Annotated in this window: 19 protein-coding genes and 1 riboswitch; of the genes, 12 read left to right on the top strand and 7 right to left on the bottom strand. The window is 65.6% G+C overall.

Annotation, left to right across the window (positions count from 1 at the left end; translation table 11 throughout):
- Positions 1–2 precede the first annotated feature (2 nt).
- On the bottom strand, positions 3–935 hold the full coding sequence (locus VSX79_RS04280; RefSeq protein ID WP_179499056.1) for a winged helix-turn-helix transcriptional regulator: 933 nt from the start codon (positions 933–935) through the stop codon (positions 3–5).
- Positions 936–1,037: 102 nt separating this feature from the next.
- Positions 1,038–3,326, bottom strand: coding sequence for a TonB-dependent receptor (locus VSX79_RS04275; protein WP_257018316.1), 2,289 nt, complete (start codon positions 3,324–3,326; stop codon positions 1,038–1,040).
- Positions 3,327–3,435: 109 nt separating this feature from the next.
- Between VSX79_RS04275 and VSX79_RS04270 the strand changes: the two genes are divergently transcribed.
- From VSX79_RS04270 to VSX79_RS04225, 10 genes are all read left to right on the top strand, one after another.
- On the top strand, positions 3,436–4,410 hold the full coding sequence (locus tag VSX79_RS04270; protein WP_326914530.1) for an NAD(P)H-dependent flavin oxidoreductase: 975 nt from the start codon (positions 3,436–3,438) through the stop codon (positions 4,408–4,410).
- Positions 4,407–5,903 (top strand): carotenoid oxygenase family protein, encoded by a 1,497-nt coding sequence (locus tag VSX79_RS04265; protein WP_326914529.1) that lies wholly within the window; start codon positions 4,407–4,409, stop codon positions 5,901–5,903. The genes VSX79_RS04270 and VSX79_RS04265 overlap by 4 nt, the downstream gene beginning before the upstream one ends.
- Position 5,904: 1 nt before the next feature.
- Positions 5,905–7,596, top strand: a complete 1,692-nt coding sequence (locus tag VSX79_RS04260) for a class I adenylate-forming enzyme family protein (protein WP_326914528.1) — start codon at positions 5,905–5,907, stop codon at positions 7,594–7,596.
- 1 nt (position 7,597) lies between these two features.
- On the top strand, positions 7,598–8,827 hold the full coding sequence (locus VSX79_RS04255) for an acetyl-CoA acetyltransferase (RefSeq protein WP_326914527.1): 1,230 nt from the start codon (positions 7,598–7,600) through the stop codon (positions 8,825–8,827).
- Between the two features lies 1 nt (position 8,828).
- The gene (locus VSX79_RS04250; protein WP_326914526.1) at positions 8,829–9,989 is read left to right on the top strand and encodes an acetyl-CoA C-acyltransferase; all 1,161 of its coding nucleotides are present in this window, start codon (positions 8,829–8,831) and stop codon (positions 9,987–9,989) included.
- 54 nt (positions 9,990–10,043) lie between these two features.
- Positions 10,044–10,260: riboswitch (cobalamin riboswitch) on the top strand.
- 177 nt (positions 10,261–10,437) lie between these two features.
- Entirely contained in the window at positions 10,438–12,282 is a 1,845-nt protein-coding gene (locus tag VSX79_RS04245; RefSeq protein WP_326914525.1) for a TonB-dependent receptor plug domain-containing protein, read from the top strand.
- The gene (cobO, locus tag VSX79_RS04240; protein ID WP_326914524.1) at positions 12,282–12,890 is read left to right on the top strand and encodes a cob(I)yrinic acid a,c-diamide adenosyltransferase; all 609 of its coding nucleotides are present in this window, start codon (positions 12,282–12,284) and stop codon (positions 12,888–12,890) included. The genes VSX79_RS04245 and cobO overlap by 1 nt, the downstream gene beginning before the upstream one ends.
- A complete protein-coding gene (locus VSX79_RS04235) occupies positions 12,890–13,744 on the top strand; it encodes an ABC transporter substrate-binding protein (protein WP_326914523.1) in 855 nt (284 codons plus the stop codon). The genes cobO and VSX79_RS04235 overlap by 1 nt, the downstream gene beginning before the upstream one ends.
- Positions 13,741–14,742 (top strand): FecCD family ABC transporter permease, encoded by a 1,002-nt coding sequence (locus tag VSX79_RS04230; RefSeq protein WP_326914522.1) that lies wholly within the window; start codon positions 13,741–13,743, stop codon positions 14,740–14,742. The genes VSX79_RS04235 and VSX79_RS04230 overlap by 4 nt, the downstream gene beginning before the upstream one ends.
- Positions 14,736–15,512 carry an ABC transporter ATP-binding protein gene (locus VSX79_RS04225; RefSeq protein WP_179499034.1) on the top strand — a complete coding sequence of 259 codons (777 nt, stop codon included), beginning with the start codon at positions 14,736–14,738 and terminating at the stop codon, positions 15,510–15,512. The genes VSX79_RS04230 and VSX79_RS04225 overlap by 7 nt, the downstream gene beginning before the upstream one ends.
- Here VSX79_RS04225 and VSX79_RS04220 read toward each other — a convergent pair.
- Both VSX79_RS04220 and VSX79_RS04215 read right to left on the bottom strand, forming a co-directional pair.
- The gene (locus tag VSX79_RS04220; protein WP_326914521.1) at positions 15,509–16,522 is read right to left on the bottom strand and encodes a cupin-like domain-containing protein; all 1,014 of its coding nucleotides are present in this window, start codon (positions 16,520–16,522) and stop codon (positions 15,509–15,511) included. The two genes, VSX79_RS04225 and VSX79_RS04220, sit on opposite strands and share 4 nt — an antisense overlap.
- Positions 16,523–16,538: 16 nt before the next feature.
- A complete protein-coding gene (locus VSX79_RS04215) occupies positions 16,539–19,091 on the bottom strand; it encodes a family 20 glycosylhydrolase (RefSeq protein WP_326914520.1) in 2,553 nt (850 codons plus the stop codon).
- Positions 19,092–19,191: 100 nt separating this feature from the next.
- On the opposite strand from VSX79_RS04215, the gene VSX79_RS04210 reads away from it, so the two are divergent.
- Positions 19,192–20,238: a glycosyl hydrolase family 18 protein gene (locus VSX79_RS04210; protein WP_326914519.1), complete on the top strand. Its 1,047-nt coding sequence runs from the start codon at positions 19,192–19,194 to the stop codon at positions 20,236–20,238.
- Positions 20,239–20,338: 100 nt separating this feature from the next.
- Positions 20,339–21,076, top strand: a complete 738-nt coding sequence (locus VSX79_RS04205) for a GntR family transcriptional regulator (RefSeq protein WP_179499028.1) — start codon at positions 20,339–20,341, stop codon at positions 21,074–21,076.
- Here VSX79_RS04205 and VSX79_RS04200 read toward each other — a convergent pair.
- The 3 genes from VSX79_RS04200 to VSX79_RS04190 are packed head-to-tail and all read right to left on the bottom strand — an operon-like array spanning position 21,073 to position 25,525.
- Complete coding sequence (locus VSX79_RS04200; protein WP_326914518.1) at positions 21,073–22,560, bottom strand: tryptophan halogenase family protein; 1,488 nt, start codon at positions 22,558–22,560, stop codon at positions 21,073–21,075. The two genes, VSX79_RS04205 and VSX79_RS04200, sit on opposite strands and share 4 nt — an antisense overlap.
- The gene (locus tag VSX79_RS04195) at positions 22,557–24,023 is read right to left on the bottom strand and encodes a tryptophan 7-halogenase (protein ID WP_326914517.1); all 1,467 of its coding nucleotides are present in this window, start codon (positions 24,021–24,023) and stop codon (positions 22,557–22,559) included. Before VSX79_RS04195 ends, VSX79_RS04200 begins: the two co-directional genes overlap by 4 nt.
- Complete coding sequence (locus VSX79_RS04190) at positions 24,020–25,525, bottom strand: tryptophan halogenase family protein (RefSeq protein ID WP_326914516.1); 1,506 nt, start codon at positions 25,523–25,525, stop codon at positions 24,020–24,022. Before VSX79_RS04190 ends, VSX79_RS04195 begins: the two co-directional genes overlap by 4 nt.
- Positions 25,526–25,588 lie beyond the last annotated feature (63 nt).

Below are 25,588 nucleotides of genomic sequence, written 5' to 3'. Positions count from 1 at the left end.
CCTCAGCACGCCTCTTCGATCGTGAAGCGGCTGTTCGACAGTTGCAATTCGTCGCCGCAATGGCTGCACGCCGCGACCATGTGCAAGTCATGCCCGCACGGACGATGCGTCAGCAGCACCGGGGGGCCGCGCTCGTCGGAGAACCATTTGTCGCCCCATTGCAGCAGCGCGAGCAGCACCGGGTAAAGGTCGCGGCCCTTGGCGGTCAGGCGATATTCGACGCGGTCGGCGTGGCTCGAATAGGGCACGGTCTTTAAAATTTCCTGCCGCACCAGCCGTTCAAGGCGGCCGGTCAGAATGTTCGTCGCCATCAGCGTGTCACGCTGGATATCGTCGAAGCGGTTGATGCGCGTGAACATCGCCCGGACGACGAGCGTCGCCCAGCGATCGCCGAACAGCTCGATCATCGTATCGACAAGCGGACGTCCGCCGGGCCGCCGCGCGCCGACCTCGCCGTTGAAACGGCGACGTTCATAATGCGGGACGACTTGCGCAAGGCCGGGCCCTTCGCGCCAATCGACGTCGCGCGGGTCGATCTCCACCCGGCAATGGGCACATGCGGGCACCGGCTCGGTGGCGTGGCCGCAGGTCGCGTGGTGGAGCCGGACCTGGAAATCGCGGCTGTCGGCTTCCCACTTGTGCTGCCAGCGCAGCATCATCAGGCCGTTGGGAAACTGGTCGCGACCCTTTTGCGTCAGCACATAGTGAAATCCGCGCCCGCCCTTCTTGGGCACCTTGGCGAGGCAATCCTCCTCGACCAGCTTCTTGAGCCGCCCGTTGACGACCGAGCGCGCGAGGCCGGTGCGCGCGACGAATTCGTCGAAACTGTGAATGCCGAGGAACGTCTGTTCCATGATCAGGAGGACGGGAACGTCGCCGACGACATCAAGCGCGCGCCAGATCGAGCAAGCCCTGATGGTGCGGTCGTGTTTCAAATAAGCGGTCCTTATCTCGCTCCGCCCCTAGACCAAGGGACATGCATCGACAAGGCTGGCGCCCGCGACAGCGAGGACGGCCGGAGCCGCCCTCCCACCCCCTCAGAAGCGGCCGGTCAATTGCACCGCGATCGTGCGCGGGCGGTCGACGATACCATTGTACGCGTTGCCGGCATTGCCCGTGATCGTGGTCGCGAGCGGCATCGAACTCGCGGTCTGCAGGATACGCTGGTTGGTGAGGTTGCGACCGATGACCGCGACCTCCCAGCGATCGTCGATCTCAGCCAGCGCAAGGCGCGCGCCGAGCTTTACATAGCCGTCCTGATGCGTGCGAGGGTCGAGGTTCGCCGCGGCGATATAGGAGGAGGAGAAGTCAGCGTTGACGTTGAACGCGACCTTCATGCCGCTGGTAACGGGCGTGGTATAATCGACGTTCAAATTCCCCGACCATTCGGGGCTGAGCGCGTTGCGCTTGCCCGAATAATCGCAAAAACCGTTCGCGCCGGGCACTTGCAGATAATAGCATTGGCCATCGGTGAAGTTGGTGAATTTGAAGTCGAGATAGGCGATCGCGCCGCTGACGGTCAGCCCGGGGGCCAGCGCCGCGCGGAAATCGGCCTCGACGCCTTGGGTTCGCGCTTCGGCGGCGTTGCGAACGTTGAAGTTCAGCGTCCCGTCGAAGATGTTGACCTGAAGATCCTTATAATCGGTGCGATAGACCGACAGGTTGAACGCGACATTGCGGCCCTTGTATTTGAGGCCCGCCTCGAAATTGTCGGCGCTTTCGTCCGCGAACTCGAACGCCCCCGGCTTCGCGACGGTGGTCGAGGTCGGCAGCGAGTTCGACCGGATGTCGAAGCCGCCCGCCTTTGTGCCCTTGGCGTAGGAGGCGTAGAGCATCAGGTCGTCGGTCGCGTCATACTGGACGTTGACCATCGGGTTGAAGCTGTCCTCGCTGATCTTGCCCGCGATGCTGTGCGCTTCGATATTGAGCGCGCGGAACACCGCCGCGACGACCGGCGCGGGCGCGGTGCTGAGCGGCCCCTGCACGATAGCGAGGCTGCGGCTGCCGCTTTTTTTCTCGTGATTGAACCGCGCGCCGGCAGTGATGCGAAGCTGGTCGGTCACCGACAATTCGCCCTGCGCGAAGGCCGAGATCAAATCGGATTTCTGCGCATAATCGCGGTCGTTGCTGGTGTCGCCAAGCGCGCTGAACGGGGCGCCCAAGGCGAGGAAAGTCGGGTTGAAGAGGGTGAAGTCCTGCACATCGAGCTTCGCGTGCTGATAATAGACGCCGCCGATATAGTTGAACACCTCGCCGCCCGGTGAGGTCAGGCGGAGTTCCTGGCTGAACTGGCGATAATCCTCGCGCAAATTGGTGCCGTCGAGGAAACTGATGCCCGAAAAATCGACGTCGACGATCTCGCGCGTCTTGTAATCGAGCAGCGACGAGACCGAGGTCAGCGTATGCTCGCCGAGTTCGAGGTCGGCATTGAGCGTCGCGCCGAACACCTTGTTGCGGCTTTCATAGCCATTGTCCTCGCGGACATAATCGGGATCGGTGCTGACGAAGAAGGGGCCCTGAAAGACAGCGTTGTAGTTGCCGACGGCGCCGAACACGTCGCGTGGCTGTCCCTTCATTTCAAAGTCGGCATATTCGAGCTTGAGTTCGGCCGCAAACGGCCCACCCTTGTCGAATTCGAGCTTGCCGCGGAAATAATATTCATCGACGTTGGGTTCGTCGCGATCGAGCTTCTGGTTATAGAAATAGCCGTCCATCGAACGGTGATAGCCGACGACGCGCGCCTCGACGCCTTCGCTCAAGGGGCCGGACAGTACGCCGGTAAGCTGAAATTCCTTGTGGTTGAATTCATAGAGGCCGCTGACCGAGCCTTCGAATTCGTCGGTCGGGCTGCGCGTCGTGATGTTCACCGCGCCGGCGATGGCATTTTTCCCGAACAGCGTCGGCTGCGGCCCGCGCAGTACCTCGACGCGCTCCATGTCGACGAGCGGCAGGCGCGAGAGTTGGTCGCGGCCGTAGTAAACCCCGTCGACGAACATCGCGACCGACTGTTCGAACCCCTTGTTGTCGCCCGAAGCGATGCCGCGGATCGCGATGCGGTTGGCAATCGCGGTCTGGGTGATCTTGAGGTTCGGGACCGACGACGAAATCTGTTCGAGGTTGGTCTGCCCGTAATTTTCGACCTGCTTGCCGCTGACCGCCGAGATCGAGATCGGCACATCCGACAGACCCTCGGCGCGTTTTTGCGCGGTAACGATGATTTCCTCGAGCCCGCCCTGATCGTCCGCGGGCGCCGCGTCCTGCGCAAAGGCGATTCCGGGGGTCGCGAGCGCGGTCGCGGCGAACAGCACGGCAAAGCTGGTCTTCATAATCTCTCTCCCTCCCACCATCGTCAGGTTCGCCCCGCGATGCTTTTCTGGTCTTGCGACTCTTATCGTCTTTAAGTATCGTTATGCAAGTCAGATAATTTGGGAGAGCATGATAGTGCCGAATAACGGCCTTCCACCGGCGCTGACGCAGGGTTTGCGACTGCCCGCAATCGCCGCGCCGATGTTCCTTGTCTCGGGACCCGAGATGGTGATCGCCGCCTCACGATCGGGCGTGATCGGCAGCTTCCCTGCGCCCAATGCTCGGACATCCGCCGACCTGGAGGATTGGATCAGCCGGATCGATGCGGCGCTGTCCAACGATCCTCACGCCGCATCGTGGGCGGTCAACCTGGTCGTCCATCCGTCGAACAGCCGCTTGCCCGAAGACCTCGCTTGCGTCGTGCGCAACAAGGTACCGCTCGTCATCACCGCGCTCGGCAGTCCGGCACGGGTGGTCGAGGAAATCCACAGCTATGGTGGGCTGGTCTTCGCCGACGTCAATTCGGTCGGCTTTGCGCGCAAGGCAGCAGCAGCCGGGGTCGACGGCCTTGTGCTCGTCGCCGCGGGCGCGGGCGGGCACACCGGCGCGACCGCGGGCTTCGCCTTTGTCGAAGAGGTGCGGCAGTTCTGGGACGGTCCGCTGGTGCTCGGCGGAGCGATTTCGACAGGTCATGCCGTGCGCGCCGCCGAGATATTGGGCGCCGACTTGGCCTATCTCGGCACGTCGCTGATCGCCTGCGCCGAGAGCATGGCGGCGGCCGGCTATAAGGACATGATCGTGGCCGCGGGCGCCGAAGACATCGTCCCTTCAAAAGGTATCACAGGTGTAACCGCCAACTGGTTGAAATCGAGCCTGATCGCCGCCGGATACGACCCTGCAAACATGCCCGAGGACAAGCGCCCCAATTTCTCGGACGCGCAGGACGATGCGAAGGCGTGGAAGAATGTCTGGTCCGCGGGCCAGGGCGTCGGCGCGGTGCGCGGCGTCGAACCCATCGCAACCATCGTCGATCGCCTCGTGAAAGAATATGATGCGGCCGCAACGCGCCCGCGCTTTGTCCCCGCCGAAGGAGTCATCGCATGACCGCCCAGCTTGTCGACACGATCCAGACGACGATCCAGCCGAACGACCATCCCTATATGAAGGGCGCGTGGCGCCCGACCTACAATGAGTGGAACGCGATCTTCGCCAACGGCGATGCCGAGGTGATCGGCAATATCCCGACCGACATCGACGGCGTCTATGTCCGCACGGGCGAAAACCAGATCCACGAGCCGATCGGGCGTTATCATCCCTTCGACGGCGACGGTTTCATCCACGCGATTTCGTTCAAGGACGGTCGCGCGAGCTATCGCAGCCGCTTCGTCCGCACCAAGGGGTTTGCGGCGGAGAAGGAAGCCGGCCGTTCGCTGTGGGCGGGACTGATGGAGCCGCCGCACAAGTCGACGCGCCATGGTTGGGGGGCACAGGAGTGGCTGAAGGATTCGAGTTCGACCGATGTCGCAATCCACGCGGGCAAGATCATCTCGACCTTCTACCAGTGCGGCGAGGCGTACCGGCTCGACCCCTTCACGCTCGAACAGTTCGGCACCGAAAGCTGGGTGCCGCTCGACGGCATTTCGGCGCACTGCAAGGTCGACCTCGCGACCGGAGAATTGATGTTCTTCAATTACTCGAAGCACGCGCCTTACATGCACTATGGCGTTGTAGGCGCGGACAATAAGCTGAAGCATTATATCCCGGTGCCGCTGCCCGGACCGCGGCTGCCGCACGATATGGCGTTCACCGAAAACTATACGATCCTCAACGACATGCCGCTCTATTGGAACGAGGAACTGCTCGAAAAGCGGCTGCATGTCGTCCAGTTCCACCCCGATCAGAAGACGCGCTTCGCGATCATCCCGCGCCACGGCCAGCCCAAAGACATTCGCTGGTTCGAGGCCGAGCCGACCTACACGCTCCACTGGCTGAACGCATGGGAGGAAGGCGACGAGATCATCCTCGACGGCTATTATCAGGAAGAGCCGATGCCGAAATCCTATCCCAATGCGCCGGAGGGCTTGGAGCGGATGATGGCCTATTTGGATCAGGGATTGTTGAAGCCGCGTCTCCATCGCTGGCGCTTCAACCTCAAGACTGGCGCGACGGTCGAAGAGCGGCTCGACGACCGCGATCTCGAATTCGGCATGTTCAACCACCGCTATGCGGGTAAACCGTATCGCTACGCCTATAGCGCGATCCCCGAGCCGGGCTGGTTCCTGTTCCGCGGCCTCGTCAAGCACGACCTGAACGCGCGCACGAGCGAAGAATATGAATTCGGCCCCGGCCGCTTCGGTAGCGAGGCGCCTTTCGCGCCGCGCATCGATGCGAAGGACGAGGATGACGGTTACCTCGTGTCGTTCATTGCGGACCTCGAAACCGACACATCCGAATGCGTGCTGATCGACGCGAAAAATATCACGGCGGGGCCGGTGTGCCGGATCATCCTGCCCGAACGCATCTGTTCGGGCACACACACCGTCTGGGCATCCGGCGACGACATCGGCATGGGCGAAAACAGCGTGTTGGCCGCCTGAGATGATCGTTGCGGGAGAGGACAAGCGACAACAACACCGCGCAAGCGGTTGGTGGGGCGACAAGACGTTCGCCGACCTGTTTTTCGCCAATGCGGTGGCGCATCCCGACCGGCTGGCGCTGGTCGATGCGCCCAACCGCGGCGACTTCGCTTTCGGCGAACCGCAGCGGCTGATCTACGCCGAGCTGGCCGCCGAGATCGATCGGCTCGCGGGCGCGCTCGTCGCCGCGGGGATCGGCAAGGACGATGTGCTGCTGGTCCAGCTGCCAAACATCAGCGAGTTCGTCGCGCTCTATTTCGCCGCGGCGAAGATCGGCGCGGTCGTCAGCCCGGCGGCGGTTCAATATCGCAGCCATGAACTGAAGGGCATGATCGGCGTCGTTGGGCCCAAAGCCTTCCTCTGCGCAACGCAGGTCAAGGGCTGCGATCATGTCGGGGTTGCGGCACCGCTGCTTGACGGCATCGCGCTGATGACCTTTGGCCCCAACCCGCCCGCGGGCGCGCTCGACCTTTCGACCGTCGGGGGCGACCCGGACGCGCTCGTCGCGCATGTCGCGTCGAACCCGGTCGATGCCGACGATATCTTCACCATCTGCTGGACCTCGGGCACCACCGGCGTTCCCAAGGGCGTGCCGCGCAGCCACAACCACTGGATCGCGGTCGCGGCCGCGGGATATGAGGCGTTGAAGGTCGGGCCGGGCGATGTGCTGCTCAACCCCTTCCCGCTCATCAACATGGCGAGCATCGGCGGCATCACCATGTGCTGGCTGACCAGCGCGGGGACGATGGTCCTTCACCATCCCTTCGATCCCGGCATCTACCTCAAGCAGATCGCCACCGAGCGGCCGAGCCTGACGATCGCGCCGCCCGCAGTGCTCAACATGCTGCTCCAGAACGAAGCATTGCTCGCGTCGGTCGACCTCTCCAGCCTGCGCGTAATCGCATCGGGCTCGGCCCCGCTCGCGCCCGCGATGGTGCGCGGTTTCCAGGAAAAGCTCGGCATCATCATCGTCAACGTGTTCGGGTCGAACGAGGGGATGAGCTTCATCACCGGCGAAGGCGACATGCCCGATCCCGACAAGCGCGCGAGCCTGTTTCCGCGCCGCGGCACCTATCGGCGTCCCTATGGCGAAGGCCGCGCGCCGAATATCGAAAGCCGGCTCGTCCCGCCCGGCGGCGGCAATCCGATCGAGGCCGACGGCGTATCGGGCGAACTCCAGATCCGCGGGCCGACCTTGTTCGAGGGCTATCACAACGCCCCCGACCGCACCGCCGAAGCCTTCACCGACGACGGCTGGTTCCGCACCGGCGATTTGTTCGAGATCGCCGAGAACGGCGACTTCTACCGCTTCGTCGGCCGCTGCAAGGACCTCATCATCCGCGGCGGCGTCAACATTTCGCCCGAGGAGATCGACCAGCTGCTCGGCGGCCATCCGTTGCTGGCCGAAGCATGCACCTTCTCGCTGCCTTGCGCAAAGATGGGCGAACGTATCGGCCTAGCCTATGTGCCGCGCGGTGCCGATGACGTGGATATCGGCGAGGTCGCCGATTTTCTGCGCGGGCACGATCTCGCGGTGTTCAAATTGCCCGAACGCCTGTTCCGCTTCGACGCGCTGCCACGCAACGTCACGAACAAGGTGATGCGTAGCGAAGTGCGCGAAATGGCGCTCGCGACTCTCGAAAAGGAAGCCTGACATGGCAAAGGACGTCTTCATCCTCGGCGGCGCGCAGAGCGATTTTTCGCGCAACATGGAACGCGAGGGCGGCGGGCTGTTCGAACTGTTCCGCGACGTCGCCGAGGCGGCGTTTGCGGCGACGGGTATCGAACCCAAGGAGGTCGAAACCGCGCATGTCGGCAATTTCGTCGGCGAATTATTCGCGGGCCAAGGCCAGCTCGGCGGCTTCTTCGGCCATGTCCACCCCGACCTCGCGGGCATCCCGGCATCGCGCCACGAAGCCGCCTGCGCCTCGGGCAGCATCGCGATCCTTGCCGCCGCCGCCGAAATCGAGGCCGAGCGCTATGGGCTCGCGCTGGTGCTCGGGATCGAATTGATGCGCAACGTCCCCGGCCAGCGCGCCGCCGAATATCTCGGCGCCGCCGCCTGGGCGGGGCGCGAGGCGCAGGAGGCGCGCTATTTGTGGCCGTATATGTTCGCGCGCGTCGCCGAGGAATATGACGAACGCTTCGGGCTCGACCGCGCGCATCTGCGCGGGATTTCGGCGAACAATTTCGCGAATGCGAAGAAGAACCCGAACTCGCAAACGCGCGACTGGGCGGTGACCGACGATCATCTCGGCGAGAATGACGAGGTCAACCCGCTGATCGAAGGCTCGCTTCGCAAGTCCGATTGCGGGCAGGTCACCGACGGCGCCGCCGCCATCTTCCTTGCCTCGCGCGAGGTGGCCGAGGCCTATGCCAAGCGGCGCGGCATTTCGATCGACTCGATCCCGCGGATCAAAGGCTGGGGACATGCCACCGCCCCCCTGCTCTATTCTACCAAAGTTCAAGACAGCCGCGGCGGCGATTATGTCTTCCCAAGTGTGCGCAAGGCGATGATGGACGCGCTGCGCCGCGCCGAGATGCCCGATATTTACGCGTGCGACGGTGTCGAGGTGCATGATTGCTTCTCGATCACCGAATATATGGCGATCGACCATTTCGGCATCACTCCGCCCGGCGAAAGCTGGCGCGCGGTCGAGGATGGAACGATTGCCTTGGGCGGAAAATTGCCGGTCAATCCGTCGGGCGGGCTGATCGGCCTTGGCCATCCGGTCGGCGCGACGGGGGTCAGGATGCTGCTCGACAGCTGGCGGCAAGTCACCGGCAATGCGGGCGATTACCAGGTCGAGGGGGCACGCAACTTCGCGACCTTCAACGTCGGGGGCAGCGCGACCACAGCTGTCAGTTTCGTCGTCGGCACCTGATTTGCCGCACCCCGTCTTTCTATACGATGCCGTGCGGACGCCGCGCGGCAAGGCGCGGCCCGATGGAGGGCTTGCCGGACTGAGCCCGCAGGAGTTGGTGCGCCAGCAGGCGGCGGCGCTCGCGGTGCGTTGTGGCGACATCGCGGCGACACCCGATGCGCTGATCCTCGGCTGCGTCACGCAGACCGGCGCGCAGGGCGGACATATCGCCCTGGTGTCGAAGCTGCATGCGGGCCTGCCCGACACGGTGGCGGCGCACAGCATCAACAATTATTGCGCGTCGGGGCTGTCGGCGATCGGTCAGGCGGTCGCGAAGGTCGCAAGCGGCGAAGCGACGCACGTGCTGGCCGGGGGTGTCGAATCGATGAGCGGCGCGCCTTTTCTCGGCGATTGCGCGGGTTTCTATACCAACGACGAACTTCCGCCCCGCGCGCGCTTCGTCCCGCCTGTTCTCGCGGCCGATCGCCTTGCCAATGCCGAGGGCATCAGCCGCGCCGAACTCGATGCTGTGGCTCTCGCTTCGCAACGAAAGGCGGGCACCGCCGAAAACAACGCCACGCTTCAAAAATCGCGGATCACAACAGGCCCGCTGGTCGGCGAGGAGTGTATTCGTCCGCAAACCACCGCGGAATCACTCGCCGCCGCGCCGCCCGCGTTCGGCGAATTGCAGCAGCAATATGCCGGCGCACTCGAAGGCGCGAGGTTCGAGCCACTCCACAGCATCGCGCACGCGCCGCCGATCTGCGACGGCGCGGGGCTGGCACTGGTCGGCGGCGAAGGGCTTGGCATCACGCCGCGCGTGCGCGTCGTCGCCTTTGCCGAAAGCGGCGGAGATCCGGCCGCGTCGCTGACCGCCGGCTTCGCGGCGATGGACAAGGTGCTGACGCGCGCCGGGCTGACCCTGGACGACATCGACCGGATCGAGTTCATGGAGGCTTTCGCGGTAACAATCGCCAAATTCCTGCGCGACCGCGAAGCCGATCCCGTGCGCGTCAATGTCAGCGGCGGGCACCTCGCCAAGGGGCACCCGATGGGGGCAAGCGGCGCGATCCTGACCTCGACCCTGCTCGATGCGCTCGACACCTGCGGCGGCCAATACGGCCTGGTCGTGCTGACCGGCGCGATGGGGGTCGGCGCGGCGATGGTCATCGAACGACTGTAAATCCCGATTGCGCAAAACTGCCGTTCCGCTATGGGCGGCGCGTGCGGGGCTTGCTCCGCATATGATCGCGCCGGTGCCCGAGAGGGCTTAAAATGGGAACGCGGTAGGCGTGTCGGAAGGCGCGCCGAAACCGAGGCTGTCCCTGCAACTGTAAGCGGCGAGCGAGATGCACTGGTCCGGAATTGCGGATCAGCCACTGGGGAAACCTGGGAAGGCGTGCATCAAGCCCTGACCCGCGAGCCAGGAGACCTGCCGGCGTGGGTCGCTCAATGCCAGGGCCCAGGGAGTGGCCAAGGCACGGAGGTTTCCGTCGAGCGACGACCAAGCGGCTGGGGCCGCTTCGGTGCCGGGGTTGCAGGCCTTTACGCCACTTGCGACGCCAGCATCGGTCGATCGCGCTCGCGTTTCGGCAGGCTCCGCCTTCGTTGCCGGCGTGCGGGGGCCTCCCATGTTGAAATCCACGACCCTATCCTTGATCGCACTGACGGCGGCGACGCCCGCTTTCGCGCAGACCGGCGACGATATCGTCGTCACCGCGTCGGGCATCGAACAGCCCCGCGACGAGGCGGGGCAAGCGATTACCATCATCGACGCCGATACGATCGAGACGCGTCAGTCGGTCGACGTCGTCGACCTGCTCGCCACGACCCCGGGGGTGCGGTTCAGCCGGACGGGCAGCATGGGATCGGTGGCGAGCATATCTCTGCGCGGCGCGGAAACGACGCAGACGCTGGTGCTGATCGACGGCGTCAAGGTCAACGACCCGAGCGGCATCGGCGACGGATATGATTTCGGGCACCTGCTGACCGGCAATATCGACCGGATCGAAGTGCTGCGCGGATCGAATTCGGTCGTGCACGGAAGCCAGGCGATCGGCGGCGTCGTCAGCCTGACGACCGCGACCCCGGCTAAAGGCTTTGCCCCCAAGGGATCGGCCGAATATGGTTATAGCGACAGCTTCACCGGCAAGGCCGATGTGTCGGGCACCGCCGGACGCATCTCGGGCGGCATCGGCGGCGCCTATTTCCGCACCGACGGCATTTCGTCGGCGGCGGTCGGCGCCGAGAAGGACGGTTACAAGAATTTCGCCGGCAACGCGCGGTTGAAGGTCGCGTTCAGCGACGCGCTGAGCCTCGACCTGCGCGGCTATTATATCAACGCCGACCTCGATTATGACAGCTTCTTCGGCGCGCCGGCGGACAGCGCCGACGTCGCGAAGCTCGACCAATATGTCGGCTATGCGGGGCTAAACCTCGGCCTCTTCGACGGCCGTTTCACCAGCCGCGCCGCGGTGACCTGGCTGCGCAACGACCGCGATTATTATTTCATGCGCGGCACTGCGCCCGACTATGGCTATTCGGGCACCAATTTGCGCTTCGAATATCAGGGCGTGGTGACGCCCGTCGAACAGGCCAGGCTGATCTTCGGTTACGAGCATGAGCGCCCCGATTATGATTTCTTCGGCTTTGGATCGACCGACAGCCAGCGCGCGAACATCGACAGCGTCTATGCGCTCGGCATCGTCCAGCCGTTCGCCGGGCTGTCGGTGACGGGCGGGTTCCGTCATGACGATCACAGCCAGTTCGGCGGCGCGACGACATTCGGTGCCAACGCCAATTATTCGCCGAATGACGGCGCAACCAATGTGCGCGCAAGCTATGGCGAGGGATTCAAGGCGCCGTCGCTTTACCAACTGTACGACGCTTTCAGCGGCAATGCGGCGCTGCGCCCCGAACGGTCGAAAAGCTATGATGTCGGGATCGACCAGAGCCTCGCGGACGGGCGTGCGCTGGTCTCGCTCACCGCGTTCCTGCGCAACACCAACGACCAGATCAATTATGACAATACGGCCTTCACCTATGGCAATATCGACCGCACGCGCGCGAAGGGCGTCGAGGCGACGCTGGCGCTGAGGCCGATCGACGCGCTGAACGTCACCGCATCATACAGCTATATCGATGCGCGCGACCGCTCGGGACGCGCGGTGTTCGACGGCAAGCGCCTGCCGCGCCGCGCCGAACATGCGGTCAGCCTGTCGGCCGATTATGATTGGTCGTTCGGCCTGTCGACCGGCGCGACGCTGACCATGGTCGGCGACAGCTTCGACGATGCGGCGAATGCGGTGCCGCTCGATGGCTATGCGCTGGCGGGCATCCGCGCCTCCGTCCCGGTCGGGCCGAATTTAGAGATTTACGGCCGCGTCGATAATCTGTTCGACGCCGATTATGCGACCGCCTTCAATTACGGCACTTATGGCCGCGCCGCCTATGGCGGCGTGCGGGCGCGCTTCTGATGAAGACGCGCACCGACGCCGAACATGCGGCGAAGATGAAGAAGATCCAGGCCGCGCAGAACAAGAAGGTCGCGGCGAAGACGGTCGAAAAGGGGCTGGTGATCGTCCACACCGGCCCCGGCAAGGGGAAGACCTCTGCCTCACTCGGCATGGCCGTCCGCGCGATCGGTCACGACATGAAAGTCGGTGTCGTGCAGTTCGTGAAGGGCGCGATGGCGACCGGCGAGAAAGCGGTGTTCGACCGCTTTCCCGATCTGATCGAGTTCAAGCCGATGGGCGAAGGCTTCACTTGGGACACGCAGGACCGGACGCGTGATATCGCGGTGGCACGCGAGGCTTGGGAGGAAGTGAAGCGCATGATCGCCGAGCCGAGCTATGCGATGGTGATCGCCGACGAGCTCAACATCGTGCTGCGTTACGATTATCTGCCGGTGGGTGAAGTGCTCGATGCGCTCGCCGCGAAGCCGCATATGACGCATGTGGTTATCACGGGACGCAACGCGCCCGAAGCGCTGATCGACGCGGCCGACCTGGTGACGGAGATGGTGCACGTGAAGCATCCGTTTCGCGAACAGAATGTAAAGGCGCAGAAGGGAATCGAGTTCTGATGCGGCGACTCGGTCTTGCGGCGGCAGCGGCGCTGCTCGGCGCCGCAGGGCTGCTTTGGGCGGCCTCCCCTGCGCCGCGCGCCAAAGCGCCCCGAGTTCCGCAGCGCATCGTTTCGATCAACCTGTGCGCCGACCAGCTCGTCCTCGCACTCGCCGACAAGGGGCAGATCGCGGGGCTGACGAAAAATGCCACCGATGCCGAAATGTCGGGCGAGGCAGCAAAGGCGCAGGGCATCCCGCAGCTCAGCAATTCGGCCGAGCAGATATTGGCGATCGAACCCGATCTGATCGTCGGCATGCCCGCGAGCCGCAGCGCGGCGCTCAGCGCGCTGCCCGAACAGACCTATCCGCTGCTCGACCTCGACACCGCGAACACGCTTGGCGGAATCTATGCGTCGATCCGCCAGACCGCCGTTGCTATCGGCCATCCCGAACGTGGCGATGCGCTGGTCGCACGGATGGAGGGCGAACTGGCCGGCCTGCCCAAACCGGGCCGCGGCCGCGTCGCCGCTTATTATCAGCGCCGCGGCTATATGACGGGCACCGGCACGCTGATCGACGAGCTGATGATGCGCGTCGGGCTGGTCAACCTTGCCGGCAAGCTCGGCAAGCCGCCGCTGTCGCAACTGAGCATCGAGGAGATGGTCGCGGCGCAGCCCGATTATCTGATCGTCGAAAGCGCGACCGACAAGGTGACCGATCAGGGGAGCGAAATGCTGCACCATCCGGCATTGAAGGATATTCCGCGCATCAGCATGCCGCAGGCGTGGACGGTGTGCGCCAGCCCCGCTTACACGCAGGCGGCGCGCAGCATGGCGGCGCAGATCGTGCGCCTCGACGGGGGCCGATCGTGAACCGCTTCGCCCCGCCACGCTGGTCGCTGATCGCGGCGCTGGCGGCGCTGGCCTTGGTCGCCGCGGTCGCATCTTTGCTGTTCGGCGCGGTCGACCTGTCGGTCGCCCGGCTGTTCGCCGCCGCGACGGGCAGCGGCGACAAGGTGGCGTCGATCATATTGTTCGACCTGCGCCTGCCGCGCACCGTGCTGGCGCTCGCGGTCGGCGCGATGCTCGGGCTCGCAGGGGCGGCGCTGCAAGGTTATCTGCGCAATCCGCTCGCCGAACCGTCGGTGCTCGGCACGTCGAACGCGGCGGCGCTCGGCGGCGTCGCAGCGATCTATTTCGGGCTGGCCGAAATCCATCCGATCATATTGCCGCTGCTCGCGACCGGAGGCGCGCTCGTGTCGCTCGCTTTGTTGTTCGTGCTGGCGGGCAAGGCCGAGAGCCCGCTGACCTTGATCCTGGCGGGGATCGCGGTCGGGACGCTGGCGGTTGCGGGAACCAGCCTTGCGCTCAACCTGTCGCCCAATCCCTTTGCGGCGATGGAGATCATGACCTGGCTGCTCGGCAGCCTCGAGAACCGGTCGTTCGATCATGTTTGGATCGCACTGCCGTGCATCGCGATCGGCGCGGCGATGCTGCTGTGGAACGGCCGCGCGCTCGACGCGCTGACGCTCGGCGAGGATGCGGCGCAGGCATTGGGCACCGACCTTCAGAAAACGAGGCTGCGGCTGCTGATCGGCACCGCGATCGGGGTTGGCGGCGCGGTCGCCGTGACGGGCGCGATCGGTTTTGTCGGGCTGATCGTGCCGCACCTGATCCGGCCGCTGACCGACCGCAGCCCGTCGGCGATCCTGCTACCTTCTGCCATCGGCGGCGCGGCGTTGCTGACGCTCGCCGACCTGGGCGTGAGGATAATCCCGACGACGAACGAGCTGAAGCTCGGCGTCGTCACGGCGTTCCTCGGGGTGCCGGTCTTCCTTGTCCACCTGATGCGGGAGCGCCGGCTATGGTGACCATCACGCTGAAGGACGTCGGCGTCACGCTCGGCCGGCGCGCGGTGGTGCACGGTGTCAGCGCGGCGTTTGGCGTGGGGACGCTGACCGGGATCGTCGGCCCCAATGGCGCGGGCAAGTCGACGCTTGCGCGCGCGATGCTCGCGCTGGTGCCCGCGAGCGGAACGGTCGAAGTCGATGGCGCCGATGTCGCGGCGATGCCGCGTGCCGACCTCGCCCGGCGCGTCGCTTATGTGCCGCAGGGCCAGACGCTCCACTGGCCGCTTACGGTCGAACGGCTCGTCGGGCTGGGGCGCCTGCCCCACCTTGCGCCGATGTCGCGGATTGCCGACGCCGACAACGCCGCGATCGAGCGCGCCATGGCGCGCGCCGACGTGCTGGACCTGCGCGACCGGATCGCGACCGAGCTGTCGGGCGGCGAGCGCGCTCGGGTGCTCTTCGCGCGCGCGCTGGCGGTCGAGGCGCCCGCGCTGATCGCCGACGAACCGCTCGCGAGCCTTGACCCCCGTCACCAGATCGATGTCATGGATATGCTTCACACCGAGGCGACAGGCGGCGGGCTGGTGATCGCGGTGCTCCACGACCTTACGCTCGCCGCACGCTATTGCGACCGGCTACTGCTGATCGACAGCGGGCGGATCGTCGCCGACGGCGCGCCCGCCGAGGTACTGACCGCCGCGCGGCTGCGCGCGGTGTACGGGATTGACGCGGCGGTCGAGACGGGCGGCGAATGGCCGACGATTACCGTCCTCGGCCGTGCCGGGGGTTAGGCAGTGCTCCCGCCGCTGCGACACATGCCGACGACATAGTCGATAATCATCCGGTCGCGCTGCGGCGACGGCGGGCCGAGCACGCCCTGCGCGTGCGGCGGCAGGTGATCGACCGCATGCGTCGCGCCTTCGCCGAAGACATAATGGTCGAACCAGCTTTTCCAGGCGGCGCGCTCGGTATCGGGGAGTTCGCGGATCGAGTGCATCGCAAGCATCAGCGCGGCGAACGGGAAACGGTCCTGCCGCTTGCCGAACCAATAATTGACGAGCACATTGAGCGCGCCGTCGCTGCGCACATGGTGCCACCACATCGGCGGCATATAGATGGCGTCGCCGGGCAAAAGGTCGGCGACGAGCTTGTAGCGCTCGGCCCTGGCATAAAGCGGGTAACGCGCATGATCGGGATGGTCTGGGTCGACCATGCTCGTCGGCTGGCCCGCGATCGTGCGTTCGACCGGACCGACATAGAGGTTCGCGATCTGTTCGGGCGGGAACAGCGTGAAGCACCGCTGTCCCGCGACGACGACCGCGATGTTCGCAGCCATGTCGTAATGCGGAGCGATGCGGCTAGCGTTGCCGACCCAGATGCGGGGATCGACGCCGGTGTCGACGGGCAGCGGGTTTTCGGCGGCAAAGCTCGCGACGCTCTCGGGCGTCGGGGTCGACCCGGCGTAGAGGCTCGGCGCGTCGGCGGTCTCGCGCAGCACGAGCAGCTGCTCGACGAGCATGGCCATCGGCATTTTCTCGCTGCGAAAATTCACCCCGCGCATGTCGTCCGAATAGAAATAGCGCCCGCCGGCTTCGGGCGGGCCGACGAGCACGGTGAGCGGGTTGCCGGTGTCGCGCGCGGCGAGCCAGGCCGCGATAGCCACGTCGCCTTCGCGCGCGGCGGCGACGGCGGGCCAGTCGGCGGCGATGCCGCGGAGGATGACGGGGCGCTCGGCTGCCGCCACGGCGCGCGCGATTGCGGCATGATCGCTACCGGCGATTTCGTCCAGCGTCCCGCTCACTTCGTTTCCCCTGCCCCTAGCGGGCGGGTTCGACCCGCACCGTCCGGCTGGCGCGCTTGCCGTCGGCGGAACGACTGCGGAGGTCGACCGCGCCGCCGACCGCGACGGGCCCGGCATAGCGCGTCCACGCGCCGCCTTCGACCCGATACTCGATTGTCGTACCGGGGAACATGCTGTTCGCCTCGAGCCTGCCGTTCGCGATGCGCGCGCCCGGCGGCGCAACGCGATAGGCGACACCGATCTTTTCGAGCATCGGGAATTGCGCCGCGGTGCGTCCGGCGAAATCCTGCCAACCGGCTTTGAGCCGGGCGGCATCGACGCGCGGGTCGGCCCATATATAGCTGGCGCCCGCCTGATAGGCCGGGGTCCAGGGCGCAGGGCTCCACGCGCGCTCGGCAAGCGCAAGCAAGCGGGGGAAGAGCATATAATCGACCTGCGCGTCGGTGCGGATCGTCTCGCTCCAGAGTTGTGCCTGAAGGCCCGCGACGCGGTGGCCGGGCTGGAGGACGGGCTTGTCCTCGATGGGTTTGCCTTCGGCGTAAATGCTGCGAATCGTCGCGGCGTTGGCGGGCAGGTTTTCGGGCATGAAGCCGAACACCTGATAGGGATCGACCCCGCGCGAGGCCCAATCATAACCGCCCTCGTCGGGATGCGGCGCATAGGGCATGTCGAAATAGCCGAGGTCGGGGATCGACAGCACAACGTTCCAGCCGCGGTTCAGCTGATCATGCGCCTCGCGGATCGCACCGGTGTGGAGCACGCCCCAGATGTTGGTCTGGACCGCCTGCGGCATTGCGGCGGTTTCGGTATGCCCCATGCCGTCGCTCCACCCGCCGGCTTTCAAACCCTTGGCGGCGAGGCTTTCGCTCACGCGTTCGATGAAGCGCGGGGTGAGCTTGCCGGCATCGCCGCCATTCTCCGCAATCATCGCTTTGCACGCCGGCGAACCCACCCAGGCTCCCGCGGTCTCGTCGGCACCGAGGTGGAAGGTCTTGAGCGGCGCCCCTGCCTCTCTGTGCATCGCGGCGAGCGCGTCGACGACGGTATCGACGAAACGATAGGTCGCAGGCAGGCAGACGTTCAGCGTATTGTCGTTATAATTCTGGATGCTGCGATATTCGGTCGTGTCGGCCTGGTCGATCAGCCGATATTCCGCGGCTTCGGCCGTCTTGCCCGCCGCGTTCAGCCGGGCATGGCGCAGTTCCATGGCCTTGATCGCCGCGCGACTGTGGCCGGGCATGTCGATCGACGGGATCACCTCGATCTGCCGCGCCGCCGCAGCCTGCACGATCGCGACATAGTCGGCGGTGGAGAGGTAGCCGTTGACGCTGCCGGTCCCGTCGGGTCCGGCCCCGAGTTGCGGCAGGAGACAGGTCTTTTCTTCGGGATCATGGCAGCGCTTCGAACCAATCTCGGCGAGTTCGGGGAGCGCGGGGATTTCGATGCGCCAGCCTTCGTCTTCGGCGAGGTGGAGGTGGAGCTTGTTGAGCTTGTACGTCGCCATCGCCTCGACGAGCTTCAAAATCTCGTCGCGGCTGTGGAAGTTACGGCCCAGATCGATGTGCAGGCCGCGGAAGCCATATTCGGGCGCGTCCTCGACGTGCAACGGTGTCAGCTTGCCCTTTTCGAACGCCGCCTGCTGCGCGAGCGAGCGCAGCGCGTGGCTCGCGCCCGCGGCGTCGTGCGCGGTGATTGCGATGCCCGACGCTTTGGCATCAAGGATATAGCCCTCGACCTTGGGCGCCGCTGCGGGGTCGACCCGGATCGTCAGCGGCAATGCGCCGGTTTCGGGGGCGCCCAGCGCGGCGAGCGCGGGTGCGACGGCGCCGCGCTCGACACCGTTCAGCGTCAGCGCGACGCCGCGGCCGAGATCGACGGCCGTTCCCTTGCCCTGCACGGCCTTTGCGGGCTTCGGCAGGATAACGATCCCCTTCGCCTCGGGCGCGAGCCGCCCGGCCTGCAGATCGAACGTGCGCTCGGCGGTCAGCCAGCGCGTCTTGTCGGCGTCGCTCTTGGTCGCGAGCTTTGCCTCGTCGGTCATCGGCGCAACGAAGGGCAGGATTTCGAGACCCGTCCCGGGATCGATCACCGCGCGGGTCGCGGCGATCGTGCGCGGCCTGAGCCCGTCGGCCACCAGATAGGCGTTGGGCATGCCGAACGCCTTCGAGAAGTTCGACCCGACGCCCCACAGCCTGATTTCATGTTTCGCGCCGGGGCGCAGCGCGGCGCCGGGCTTGAGCACGAGTTGCTGGACGTCGCCGTTGACCAGCCGGTGCGTGAAGATGTCGCTTTCGACGAGCGGCAGCCGGTTGACGAAGCTGAAATAGAGCGAGAGCCCCTTTGCGGGCAGATCGGCGGGAAGCGTCTCGGGCAGCGTCAGCGTGATTATCGACAGGAAGCAGGCGTCGATCCCGGCCGGGCATTCGGGGCCGTTATCGACCATGGTGAGCTGGTAGCCGAGCGTGTCGGCAAAGCGGTCGAGCGATGTCTGCGACGGCGCTTCCGCCGCCAGTAGCTGCGGCGCGGCGAGTGCCGCCATCGCCATTGCCGTCCAACCCGCAGCCCGCATGCTTTTTCTCCCGCTCGACAATTTGTATCTAATTTGTCATGCAGTCGCGGGCGGGTCAACGCCTTTCAGATTCGACAGAATTGAAAGGAAAAATGGCAAAATGACGACAAATGAGACTTTTCGCTTCATTGCATCGATCCTGATTGGTTTTACATTGATATTGTCACCGGGCTTCGCTGCCGCGAAGCCGCCGCGCCCCGTTGTGGTTGGCTATCTCGCGGCGTTCAAGGGGCTGGAGATGTCGATCGCGCGATCCGACCTGTCCGCCTTCACCCACTTCAACCTGTCCTTCGCCAATCCCGATGCCGAGGGGCGTTTCGTTCGCGACGGGCGGATGACGTGCATGAGCGACGAACAAGGCGCCAACCTGTCGGTCGAGGCGCTGCGCGCGACCGTCGCGATGCTGCAGGCAAGCGGCGCGAAAGTGCTGATCTCGACCGCAGGTGGCGTGATTCCAAGCTGTTCGGGGGACTGGAAGGTCTTGCTCGCGCCCGAGCGGCGCGCTGCGACGGTGGCAGCGCTGATCGAGCTAGCCGATACGCTGGCACTCGACGGCATCGATATCGACATCGAAGGACAGCTGCTGACCGAGATTGACCGCGCCGGCGACTATACCCCGTTTATCGCGGCGCTCTCCGGAGCGATGAAGGCGCGTGGCAAACTGCTGACCTGCGCGACCGCTTCTTACGAAGGTGGGATGATCCCGGTGGGCTCAATCCGCTATTTCGATCTTGTCAACATCATGTCCTATGACGCGATCGGGCCGAGTTGGGGCCAAGCAGGAACCGAGCACAGCAGCTATGCGATGGCCGCGCGCGATCTCGACCTGTGGCTGGCGCGCGGCGTCGCGCCGGACCGCCTTGTCCTCGGCGTCCCTTTTTACGGCTATGGATTCGGCGGCGAAAAGGCGAATTGGTCCTATCGCGACCTTGCCGCCGCACATGGCATAAATGCGACCAAAGCCGATGTCATCGGCGAGCTTTGCGCCGGGTGCCGCTATATCAGCTATAACAGCCCCGCCGCGATCGCCAATAAATCGCGACTCGCCGCCGAAAAGGCGGGCGGCGTGATGGTGTGGGAATTGTCGCAGGATACGCCCGATCACGCGCTGACGACCGCCATCAAAGAAGGGCTTTCGCGCGAATAAGTCGCAACAAGGTTGACGCAAGGATACCAATGCAACACATGCTGCGCTATGGCTGGTCCTATCGACCGGCATGCCGGAGCCATCGAGTGGAGCATCGTCCTTGTCATTGATCGAACGCGTGGGTCCGCTCCAGAAGGACGATCCGACACCGCTTTACCTGCAGTTGCAGAAAATCCTGCGCGACGCGATCGAGGGGCAGGTCGTCAAGGCCGAAGAAGCGATCCCGACCGAGCGCGACCTCGCCGAGGAATTCGACGTGTCGCGCATCACGGTGCGCAAGGCGATCGACGGGCTGGTCGCCGACGGCATCGTCACGCGCCGCCGCGGTGCGGGGACGTTCGTCACGCGGCCGCGCGTCGAAAAAAGCTTTTCGAAGCTCACCTCCTTTTCGGAGGACATGAAGTCGCGCGGAAGGCGGCCGACGAGCAAATGGGTGAGCAAGACCGCGGGCGCGGTGACCCCCGAAGAGGCGTTGTCGCTCGGCCTGTCGCCGGGATCGCTCGTCTATCGGTTCCACCGCATCCGTTACGCCGACGACACGTCGATGGCGCTCGAATATGCGACGATCCCCGCGTACTGCCTGCCGTCGGTCGAGGCCGTCGGTGCGTCGCTGTACGAAGCGCTGGAAGCGGCGGGACACCTGCCGGTGCGCGCGCTGCAACGGCTGCGCGCGGTCGCCTTTACCGCCGAACAGGCGGATATCCTGGGGATCGAGGCGGGAACGCCCGGGCTGTTCATCGAACGGCGCGGTTTCCTGTCCGACGGGCGCACCGCCGAGTTCACGCAAAGCTATTATCGCGGCGATGCTTATGACGTCGTGGCGGAGCTCAACGGCTAACCCAGCCCCCGCAGAAACGCGATGTGAGGCGGCAGCTCGGCGAGTTGCTCGGCGACGCGGCCGCGCAGCGCCCCGAGGCGTGATGCCAGTTCGTCAGCGGAGAGGCCGTCGGCGATCGGGTGCCAGCTTTGCGGCCGCACCCCCTGCCCGGTCAGCACGGCATGCCAGTTGGTCGGGCCGAACAGGTCGCCGGGCTCGAACAAGATGTTGCCGGTGGCGCGGAACGCCTCGATCCGCTCGGCAAGTGTATCGGGCATACCTGCCGCGGCGGCGTCGCGCCAGAATGGCGTGTCGTTGCGGTTCGCGAGCGCATAATGGGCGATCACGAAATCGCGGATCGTCCGATACTCGTGCAAGGCATCGCGATTGAAGCGCGCGACGACACGGGGATCGATCGCATCGCGCGGCAGCAGCGAAAGCAGCCGGATGATCGTCGTCTGGATCAGGTGGATCGAAGTCGATTCCAGGGGCTCGAGAAAGCCCCCCGCGAGCCCGATCGCGACGCAGTTGCGGTTCCAGATCTCCTTGCGATGCCCCGCGGTGAAGCGCAGCCGGTTGGCGTCGGCGAGCGCCGGCCCGGGCAGGCGCGCGCGCAGCAGCGTCTCGGCCTCGTCATGCCCCAGATGCGCGCTCGAATAGACATAGCCATTGCCGTCGCGATGCTGGAGCGGGATGCGCCATTGCCACCCCGCCTCGCGCGCGGTCGAGCGCGTGAAGGGCGCCGGGTCGCCCTCGCCTTCTGACGGCATGGCGACCGCGCTGTCGCACGGTAGCCAGCGGCTCCATTCGGCGTAGCCGGTCTGGAGAGCACCTTCGATCAGCAGGCCGCGAAAGCCCGAGCAGTCGACGAACAAATCGCCCTCGATCGTCCGGCCGTCGTCCATTTCGATCGCGGTGATGAAACCGTCTTCGGGATCGAGGCTAACGTCGGCGACCTTGCCCTCGATCCGCACGACGCCCTTGTCCTCGGCATAGGTGCGCAGGAATCGGGCATAGGCGGCGGCGTCGAAATGGACGGCGTGATGCACCGGCCCGTGGCGCGTTGCGGGGGCAAACCGGCCGGCGCGCGCGGCCATCGTTTCGAGGTTGTAGGGCGCCTGGTCGGGATCGCCCCCCGCCGCGAGATGGCGCAGCCAATAATGATGGAAGTGGATGCCCGCCATTTCGATGCCGAAATAGCCGAAGGGATGGAAATAGTGGTGCCCCTCGCCGCCCCAGCCATCGAACTCGATGCCGAGCTTGATCGTGCCATGCGTCGCGCGAAGGAATTCGGCCTGATCGATCTTCAGGTAGCGGTTGAATTCGTGGATCGGCGGCACGGTCGCCTCGCCGACCCCAATGGTGCCGATCGCTTCGGATTCGACGAGAGTGATGGCATGCGACTGCCCCGACAGCGCGCGGCCGAGCGCCGCCGCCGTCATCCAGCCCGCGCTGCCGCCGCCGACGATGACGATGCGCCGCACGGGGCGCTGGCGCGCGCTCATCGGCGTATCCGTCGCAGGGCTTCGGCGTGGGTTTCCATCGCGTGCACCTCGCTCGCCACGGCGCGGAGCTGGCGCTGAAATTCGGCCATCAACGCCTGTTCGTCGACGAGCAGCGCCTGCGGGTCGAAGCTGCGCGGAACGACGCCATGCCCCGCCATGACGAGCGCCCAGCTATCCTCGACATACGCCTCGTGATTGAAATGCGCGAACATGCCGCGGGCGGCAAAAAGGTCGATCTTTGACGCGAGTTCGTCCGAGACCGGCGCGGTCCGGGCGGCGTCCCAATAGGGCTCGCCAACGCGGGCATTGAGGCGGAAATGCTGCGCGGTGAAATCGCCGACGCGCGCCCGGGTGCCGGCAAGTTCCTCATTATAGATATCGGCCTCCGGCATCGCGGCGCGATCGATCGGCCAGAGCAGCACCAGCTGTGCGATCGCAAGCTGGAGCAGGAGCAATTCGGCGCCGTCGAGCGCGGGCGCGGCGCCCGCCGCGCGACCGACCGCGACGACGTTACCGATCCACGGGCGCGGGCGCGCGGCGGTGGCGAGCGACGCGGGCGGAGCGGCGTCCACCGGGCGTCCGATGGCCGCCGAAAGCGCGGCGCGTGCATCGGCGTCGGACAGCAGCCGGCCGTCATAGCAAAATTCAATCGCGGTCCGGTTCGCAAGCGGGATCATCGTCAGCCATCCGGCGGAATGCGCGGCGACGCGGCTGTAGAGCGGCAGCGGATCGAAGGCAGGCACCGACGCGCGGACGATCCGGTCGCAGAAGCCTCGGCGCGTCACATCGTCGTCGGGATCGAGCGCGGCGATCAGCGCGCCGTCGGTGTCGATAAACAGGTCGGCATCCAGTCGCTCACCATCGGCGAGGTCGATCCGGTCGAGGCGGCCACCGGCCGCATGGACCGCAGCCCGCGCAACCGAAACGATGCGAATATCCGCCTGCTCGCACGCCGCGCGGAGCAGCCGGACATAGCCGGGGGCATCGAGATGCCAGCCCGCCTTCACCGCCTGCCGCGTCGCCGCTTCGCGCGGTGCGCCGGTGCGGCCCTGCTTCGCGGCGGCGGCGGCGAGGCAGAAATCCTCGAGCGCGACGCGCAAGCCTGCCCCCCGCGCGCGCGTCCAGTGCTGGACGAAGGGCAGCGAGGCGAAGGCGATGCCGGCGTCGCCATAGGCGTGGAGGAAAGCGTCGTCGCCGCCCGACCAGCCCGCGAATTGCTGTCCCATGTTGATCGTCGCGGCGGCGCCGGCGGTCAATGCGGCTTCGTCGATACCGAGCAGACGGTGGAAGGTCGCCAGATCAGGCGGTGCGATGAGTGCGGCATGCGCTGGCGATTCTTCGCCGGTGTCGATCCATGTGACATCGGTTCCGAGCCGGGCATAGGCGCGGCTGACCGCTAGCGCCGCCATCGCCGCCGCAACGCCGCCGCCATAAACGACTACCTGCTGAACCGAATGCGTCATGGTGCGGGCGCCGGGCAGTAACCCGCGATGAAGTCGGCATGCGACGGCACGGTCGCCGCCGCGTCGGCGATCGTCGCCGCCAGGTTCGCGAGCCGCTCGTTCACCGTCGCGGCGGGCAATATGTCGGCGAGGCGGTCAGCGGCGCTCGGCTCGATCCCCTGCCCGACGAACACCGCCTGCCAGCTCGGCGGCCCGAACAGGCCGTCGCGATAGGCCTGGACATGGCCGCGATGGCGGAAGCGATCGATCTTGCCTGCAAGCGTATCGGGCAGATCGATCGCCGTCACGCGCTGCCAGAGCGGCGCGTCGGGCTCGTTCGCGATATAGTGAAGGATCAGGAAGTCGCGGATGCGATCATATTCGACGTCCATCACGCGATTGAGCTCGGCGCGCAGCGCGGGATCGATCGCGCGTTCGGACGGCATCAGCGTTAGCATGTGCATGATCGCCATCTGGACGAGGTAGATGCTCGTCGATTCGAGCGGCTCGAGGAAGCCGCCCGCGAGGCCCATGCCGATGCAATTGGCAGCCCACGCCTTTTTGCGCTTGCCCGCCTTGAAGCGCAGCACGCGCGGATCGGCGAGCGCTTCGCCGTCGAGATTGGCGAGCAGGGTCGCCGCCGCCTCGTCGTCCGAAATATCGGCGCTCGAATAGACATAGCCGTTGCCGGTGCGGTGCTGGAGCGGGATGCGCCATTGCCAGCCCGCCTCGCGCCGCGTCGAGCGCGTATAGGGCGTGAAGTCTTGCGAACGCACCGAGGGCACCGCTTGCGCGCTGTCGCACGGCAGCCAGTGCGACCAGTCCTCGAGCTCGACGCCGAGCGTCCCGCCCAGCAGCAGCGAGCGGAAGCCCGAGCAGTCGACGAACAGGTCGCCCGCGACGCGCGCGCCCGACGCGAGCTTCACCGCCGCAATGTCGCCGCTTTCGCCATCCCGTTCGACCTCGACGATCCGCCCCTCGACACGCTCGATCCCGCGCGCTTCGGCCCAGCCGCGCAGAGTGCGCGCGTAGAGAAAGGCATCGAGATGATAGGCGTAGGCGAAGGCATTGCGCACGTCGCCCGCGTCGCCGTTCGGCAACATGAAACGGTTTTGCAGCGCGGTGACGATCGGGAAGCAATAGTCGAAGAGCGGCGCGGCGGTGCCGGCGCGGCGCGCGCGGATCCAGTAGCTGAAGAAATCGGCCTCGCCGATCGGGCGCCCGAAAGTGCCGAAGGGGTGGATATAGCGATCGCCCTCGCGTCCCCAGTTGACGAACTCGATGCCGAGCTTGAAGCTCGCCTGTGTCGCCTTCATGAACTCGACTTCGTCGAGCCCGAGGAAGTCGTTGAAATCCTTCATCTGCGGCAGCGTCGCTTCGCCGACGCCGACGGTGCTGATCTCTTCCGATTCGACGAGGCGGACACGAAAACGCGTGGGGTCGAGCTTCGCGGCGCAGGCCGCAGCGCACATCCAGCCGGCCGTCCCGCCGCCCACAATCACCAGTTCGAATTTATCCCCCATACAGGATCCAGCTTAGCGCCAGAGAAAGCCGGCGCCAGTCCCCTGAAGGAACCGGCGCCGCTC

The organism is Sphingopyxis chilensis, from assembly GCF_035930445.1.
Classification (GTDB): Bacteria; Pseudomonadota; Alphaproteobacteria; order Sphingomonadales; family Sphingomonadaceae; genus Sphingopyxis; species Sphingopyxis chilensis.
The sequence above is the reverse complement of the archived record's forward strand: the minus strand, read 5'-3'. Positions and strand labels throughout refer to the sequence as shown.